We start from the raw sequence: 6,000 nt of genomic DNA, 5'->3' as shown, positions 1-6,000 counted from the left end.
CGCCCCCCGACGCGCACGCCGCCCCGCGCGGCGGCGCTGCCGGGACCTCTGAGCACCCCCTGCCCCCCGGTGCGGCTGCCCCACCCGCCGACCGCCCCGCGCCCGCGCCCGCCGACCGCCCCGCGCCCGCCGAGCATCCCCCGCCCCGGCCAGCCGACCTGCCTACGCCCGCCGTGGCCGAGCCCCATGCCCCCGCGCCTGTGGAGCACGCCGCACCGCCGCCCGCCGCCACCCCCCGCACCCCTCCCCAGTCCGGCCGGGGTCCCGCTTCCGCGCCCCGGGGGCGGCGTGAGCCGGTTGAGGTGAGTGACAAGGGCCTGCCCGAGTGGCTGGAGCCCGTCGCCCGCGCGGCGCGCACCATCGCGCCGGAGCAGCTCAGCCGCTTCCTGCCGCCCGAGCACGGGGGCCGTCAGGCCGCCGTGCTGATCCTCTTCGGAGAGGGCGAGCGCGGCCCCGAGCTGCTGCTCATGGAGCGGTCCGGCAGCCTCCGCTCGCACGCCGGGCAGCCGTCCTTCCCCGGCGGCGCCCTCGACCCCGAGGACGGCGACCCCGAGGGCGACGGGCTGCTGCGCGCCGCGCTGCGCGAGGCCGAGGAGGAGACGGGCCTCGACCCCGCCGGCGTACAGATCTTCGGCGTACTGCCCCGCCTCTACATCCCCGTCAGCGGCTTCGTCGTGACGCCCGTCCTGGGCTGGTGGCGCGCCCCGAGCGCGTTCCACGCCGTCGACCCCGCCGAGACGGCCCGCGTCTTCACCGTGCCCGTGGTGGATCTCACGAATCCGGCGAACCGTGCGACGACCGTCCACCCCAGTGGCCACCGCGGTCCGGCATTTCTGGTCGAATCGGCTCTGGTCTGGGGTTTCACGGCCGGTGTGATCGACCGGATCCTTCACTTCGCCGGCTGGGAAAAGCCCTGGGACCGGGCGAAGCACGTCACGCTCGACTGGCGTGCATGACAGGCTGACCGCTGTGCTCCGCGGCCGAACGGGGCGACAGGGGCGACCGGAGACGAATCTGCGAGGCTAGTGACGGTGAACGTGCTGGACATTCTGCTGCTGGTCGCCGCCGTGTGGTTCGCGATCATCGGGTACCGCCAAGGATTCGTCGTCGGCATCCTCTCGGTGATCGGCTTCCTCGGCGGCGGCCTCGTCGCGGTGTACCTGCTTCCGCTCGTCTGGGGGCCGCTGACGGACGACGCCAAGGTGTCGACGACCGCCGCCATCGTCGCGGTCGTCATCGTGATCGTCTGCGCCTCGGTGGGACAGGCCTTCACCACGCACCTCGGCAACAAGTTGCGCCGCCACATCACCTGGTCGCCCGCCCGCGCCCTGGACGCCACGGGCGGCGCCCTCGTCAACGTGGTCGCCATGCTGCTCGTGGCCTGGCTACTCGGCTATTTCCTGGCCCAGACCACCCTGCCGACCATCGGCAAGGAGGTCCGCAACTCCAAGGTGCTGCTCGGCGTGGACCGGGCGCTGCCCGGGCAGGCCGAGACCTGGTTCACCGACTTCTCCTCGGTCCTCAAGCAGAACGGCTTCCCCCAGGTCTTCAGCCCGTTCGCCAACGAGCCCATCACCGAGGTCCGCGCGCCGGACCCCGCGCTGGCCAACAGCCCGGTGGCGGCCCGCGCGAAGAGCTCCATCGTCAAGGTCGTCGGTACGGCTCCGAGCTGCGGCAAGGTCCTGGAAGGCACCGGCTTCGTCTTCGCCGAGCGCCGCGTGATGACCAACGCCCATGTGGTCGGCGGAGTGGACGAGCCGACCGTCCAGATAGGCGGCGAGGGCCGGCGGTACGACGCGAAGGTCGTCCTGTACGACTGGCAGCGCGACATCGCCGTACTGGACGTGCCGGACCTGGAGGCGAGGCCGCTCCAGTTCACCGGCACGGACGCGCGCAGCGGTGACAGCGCGATCGTCGCGGGCTTCCCTGAGAACGGCGCCTACGACGTCCGCTCCGCGCGGGTCCGCGGCCGGATCAACGCCAACGGCCCGGACATCTACCACCGGGGCGAGGTGCGCCGCGATGTGTACTCGCTGTTCGCGACGGTCCGCCAGGGGAATTCCGGCGGCCCGCTGCTGACGGCGGACGGCAAGGTGTACGGCGTCATCTTCGCGAGGTCCCTGGACGACGCCAACACCGGCTACGCGCTGACGGCGGACGAGATCCGCGAGGACATCGAGCTGGGCAGGACCGCCAACCAGCAGGTCGACAGCCAGGGCTGCGCGCTCTGACCGGGCCGGGTGCCGCCCCCGGCGTCCAGCCCGGCCGATAACCCGGCACCCAGCCCGGCCAACGGTACGACGGTCCGACCGGCCGACAGTCCCCCGGTCGGCCGGGAGTCCGGTCGCCCATCGGCCGCGTACGCCACGCTGACCATCCGTCCCCGGCCCACCATGCTCCGGGCCCGCGCCGCAGCCCCGGTCGTCCCACGGACCGACCCGGCCCGACCCGGCACCGACCCGGCCGTAACGCCTGCCCCTGCGCTGCCTCTACCGAGGTCTACGTCACCGGCTGACGCCGGACAAGCCGGACAACGGGCGGACCGCCCAGGAGACGACTGCTGTCCGTCGCGGTGCAAGGTCCCCGGGCGGCCGGCGCCCTGCGAGGCGCAGCGGCCGGCCCGCGGCGCGGGCTAGGTGCGGGTATGCCGCAGGCGGGCTGAGACCCAGCGGGCCCGGCGGCGGAGGATGCGGGAGATGCCGAAGCGGGGGTCCGGCCCCTGGCCGCCCTGGGAGCCGCTCCTCGGAGGGATCGGCGCGGAGGTCGAGCGGCGGTTGCGTGCTGCGTCAGCGTAGTCGTGCGTCCAGCCCATACCCCGACGTCTGCCCGGGCCCCAAGGTCGGTAACCGCCCGTGGGCCCGCCAATTGGCCTATGCGCCGGGCAATTGGCTGTTCGTCGTACAACCGTCCCTACCGCCGCCAACCGCACCCGCCCGGTCTACCGGTCTACCGGTCCGGCTCGGGGTCCTTGAGCCAGTTGATGAGCTCCGTCGAGAAGGCCACCGGGTCCTCCTCGTGCGGAAAGTGCCCCAGCCCGTCGAACAGCCGCCACCTGTACGGCGCTTCCACGTACTCGCCCGACCCCGCCGCGCTGCGCGTACGCATCACCGGGTCCAGAGAGCCGTGCAGGTGCAGCGTCGGAACCCGCACCGGGCGCTTCATGCGGCGGTTGAACTGGATCCCGTCCGGGCGGGCCATCGAACGCACCATCCACCGGTACGGCTCGATCGAGCAGTGTGCCGTCGACGGGATCGTCATCGCCCGCCGGTACACCTCGATCGCGTCCTCCTCCGGCGGCCGCGGCCCCGACCAGTCCCGGACCAGCCGCCCCACCAACGCCGCGTCGTCGGCGACCAGCTGACGCTCAGGCAGCCACGGCCGCTGGAAGCCCCACACGTACGACCCCGCCCGCGACTGCGAGAAGTCCGACAGCATCGCCGAACGCCACCTGCGCGGATGGGGCATCGACGAGACCGCCAGCCGCCGCACCAGCTTCGGCCGCATCACCGCCGCCGTCCAGGCCAGGTACCCGCCCAGATCGTGTCCGACCAGCGCCGCGTCGGGCTCGCCCAGCGACCGGACCACACCCGTGATGTCGAGCGCCAGGTTGGCCGGGTCGTAACCGCGCGGCGTACGGTCGCTGCCGCCCACGCCCCGCAGGTCCATCGCCACCGCGCGGAACCCGGCCTCGGCGAGCGCGGGCAACTGGTGCCGCCACGTCCACCAGAACTGCGGGAAGCCGTGCAGCAACAACACCAGCGGCCCATCACCCATCTCGGCGATATGGAAGCGCGCCCCATTGGCTGCCACGTCGCGATGTGTCCAGGGACCATCGATCCGTACGGGACTGCCAGTGCTGCTCTCAGGGACGGTCATGCAGACGAGCGTGCCACAACCTCGGCCTCGTCCTTGACCGGAATGGCGGGACGAACCGGACGTCCGGAAACGGCGGCGGAACCGGCGGCGGAGCCAGCGAGGGCGTCCGCAGCGGAATCGCCGGCGCCGCGCGGGTGCGGCTTGGCGTTGCCGAGCACGGCGGCCGTCCGCTTCGCCGAGGCGATGGACCGCTCCGGCGGCTTGACCTGCTTGAACTTGGACACCGCGATCAGCGCCAGCAGCCCCGCCAGCACCAGATACGCGCCACCGACGATCAGGAAGGACCAGGCCAGGCCCAGCCCCAGGTTGTGGATGCCGTACGCCGCCGCGAAGCTCAGCACCGGGAGCGAGAAGAGCGCGAACACCCCCGCGATGCTGATGGCCGCACCACCCATCGCGCCGCGCTTGACGTCCTGTCGCAGTTCGGCCTTGGCCAGCGCGATCTCGTCGTGAACCAGCGCGGACATCTCGGCGGTGGCCGAGGCGACCAGCTGGCCGAGACTGCGCTCAGCACCAGGTGCACCATTGCCGGCGGGGTCGCTCATCGTCGCTCCCTCATCTCTCCTACAGTCCGACCCCCGATCATGCCGGACTGTCGCCGTCGCCGCGCGATGCCCCCGCCACTTCCTCCGCGTCTTCCCCTGCATCGCCCCCCGCACTGCCCCTCGTATCGCCCCCCGCCAAAGCCGCGGCAGCCGCCTTGGCCAGCCGCCGGTGCTCGGCGGCCTTCCTGTCGTGGATGTCGGCCATCCTCATGTGGTACGCGGGGTCATCCTGCTCGTACACATCCGGAATGCCGCTCAGGTCCTCGTCGCGCTCCTCCTCCGCGATCAGCGCCGCGTACCGGCGTACGCGCAGCTTCAGCAGGATCGAGGCGAGTACGGCGGCGATCAGCGAGCCCATCAGGACCGCTGCCTTCACCTCGTCGGTCAGGGCCGCGTCGCCCGTGAAGGCCAGCTCGCCGATGAGCAGCGAGACGGTGAACCCGATGCCCGCGAGGGTCGCGACGGCGAAGAGGTCCGCCCAGGTCAGGTCCTCGTTGAGCGTCGCTCTTGTGAAGCGCGCCGTCAGCCACGTACCGCCGAAGATGCCGACGGCCTTGCCGACCACCAGGCCGAGCACGACACCGAGCGTCACCGGTGTGGTGAAGACATCGGTCAGCGCGTCGCCGGAGACGGACACGCCCGCCGAGAACAGCGCGAACAGCGGTACGGCGAGTCCGGCCGACAGGGGCCGTATCCGGTGCTCGATGCGCTCGCCGGGGGAGTGGTCCTCGTCATCGTGGCGGTGGCAGCGCAGCATCAGGCCCATGGCGACGCCGGCGATGGTGGCGTGGACGCCGCTGTTGTACATCAGGCCCCAGATCACCAGGGCCAGGGGCACGTACACGTACCAGCCGCGCACGCCCTTGCGCAGCAGCGCCCAGAAGACGACGAGACCGGCGACGGCGCCGCCCAGCGCGGCGAAGTTCAGGTCGCTGGTGAAGAAGATCGCGATGATCAGGATCGCGAAGAGGTCGTCGACGACGGCGAGGGTGAGCAGGAACGCGCGGAGCGCGGAGGGCAGCGAGGTGCCGATGACCGCGAGCACGGCGAGCGCGAAGGCGATGTCGGTGGCGGTGGGAACAGCCCAGCCGGCGAGCGAACCGCCACCGGTGACGTTGACCAGGATGTATACGAGGGCGGGGGCGATCATTCCGCACAGCGCGGCGATCACCGGCAGAGCGGCCGCCTTGGGATCGCGCAGCTCGCCCGCGACCAGCTCGCGCTTGAGCTCGATGCCCGCGACGAAGAAGAAAATGGCGAGCAGTCCGTCTGCGGCCCAGTGCTGGATGGAGAGGTCGAGTCCGAGCGCCGCCGGGCCTATGTGGAAGTCGCGTACGGACTCGTAACTGTCGCTGAGTGGGGTGTTCGCCCAGACGAGGGCCGCGACGGCGGCGAGCAGGAGCAGGACACCGCCCACGGTCTCCGTGCGCAACGCGTCCGTGATGTACGTCCGCTCGGGGAGCGAGAGGCGCGTGAGGAAGGTGCGGCTGGTGGTGGGCTTGGGCGCGGCCACGGGCTGGGACCTCCGGTCGGTTCGGCGGGCATGGCGAACTACATGCCGACCAGACTTCCCGGCGCA

6 protein-coding genes and 1 pseudogene are annotated in these 6,000 nt (G+C 72.0%); 2 read left to right on the top strand and 5 right to left on the bottom strand.

What is annotated here, in order from left to right:
• Positions 1–188: pseudogene (locus QWM81_RS19370) on the bottom strand (hypothetical protein); the annotation flags it as partial.
• A 114-nt stretch (positions 189–302) separates the two neighbouring features.
• On the opposite strand from QWM81_RS19370, the gene QWM81_RS19365 reads away from it, so the two are divergent.
• Positions 303–956 (top strand): NUDIX hydrolase, encoded by a 654-nt coding sequence (locus QWM81_RS19365; RefSeq protein ID WP_290113379.1) that lies wholly within the window; start codon positions 303–305, stop codon positions 954–956.
• Between the two features lie 75 nt (positions 957–1,031).
• Positions 1,032–2,231, top strand: coding sequence for a MarP family serine protease (locus tag QWM81_RS19360; protein WP_290113378.1), 1,200 nt, complete (start codon positions 1,032–1,034; stop codon positions 2,229–2,231).
• 401 nt (positions 2,232–2,632) lie between these two features.
• On the opposite strand, the gene QWM81_RS19355 is transcribed toward QWM81_RS19360, so the two are convergent.
• The 4 genes from QWM81_RS19355 to nhaA all read right to left on the bottom strand — a co-directional run bounded on the left by QWM81_RS19355 (position 2,633) and on the right by nhaA (position 5,934).
• Positions 2,633–2,812, bottom strand: a complete 180-nt coding sequence (locus QWM81_RS19355) for a hypothetical protein (protein WP_290113377.1) — start codon at positions 2,810–2,812, stop codon at positions 2,633–2,635.
• A gap of 134 nt (positions 2,813–2,946) precedes the next feature.
• On the bottom strand, positions 2,947–3,876 hold the full coding sequence (locus QWM81_RS19350; protein ID WP_290113376.1) for an alpha/beta fold hydrolase: 930 nt from the start codon (positions 3,874–3,876) through the stop codon (positions 2,947–2,949).
• A complete protein-coding gene (locus QWM81_RS19345) occupies positions 3,873–4,421 on the bottom strand; it encodes a phage holin family protein (protein WP_290113375.1) in 549 nt (182 codons plus the stop codon). Before QWM81_RS19345 ends, QWM81_RS19350 begins: the two co-directional genes overlap by 4 nt.
• Positions 4,422–4,458: 37 nt before the next feature.
• A complete protein-coding gene (gene nhaA / locus QWM81_RS19340) occupies positions 4,459–5,934 on the bottom strand; it encodes a Na+/H+ antiporter NhaA (RefSeq protein WP_290113374.1) in 1,476 nt (491 codons plus the stop codon).
• Positions 5,935–6,000 lie beyond the last annotated feature (66 nt).

The organism is Streptomyces ficellus (assembly GCF_030406405.1).
GTDB classification, from domain to species: Bacteria; Actinomycetota; Actinomycetes; order Streptomycetales; family Streptomycetaceae; genus Streptomyces; species Streptomyces ficellus_B.
Note: the sequence above shows the minus strand (reverse complement) of the source record. Positions and strands in the feature narration are given on the sequence as shown.

Coding starts and splice junctions, on each gene's coding strand:
- QWM81_RS19355 (WP_290113377.1), bottom strand. CDS start 2,812: ATGGGCTGGACGCACGACTACGCTGACGCAGCACGCAACCGCCGCTCG.
- QWM81_RS19350 (WP_290113376.1), bottom strand. CDS start 3,876: ATGACCGTCCCTGAGAGCAGCACTGGCAGTCCCGTACGGATCGATGGT.
- QWM81_RS19345 (WP_290113375.1), bottom strand. CDS start 4,421: ATGAGCGACCCCGCCGGCAATGGTGCACCTGGTGCTGAGCGCAGTCTC.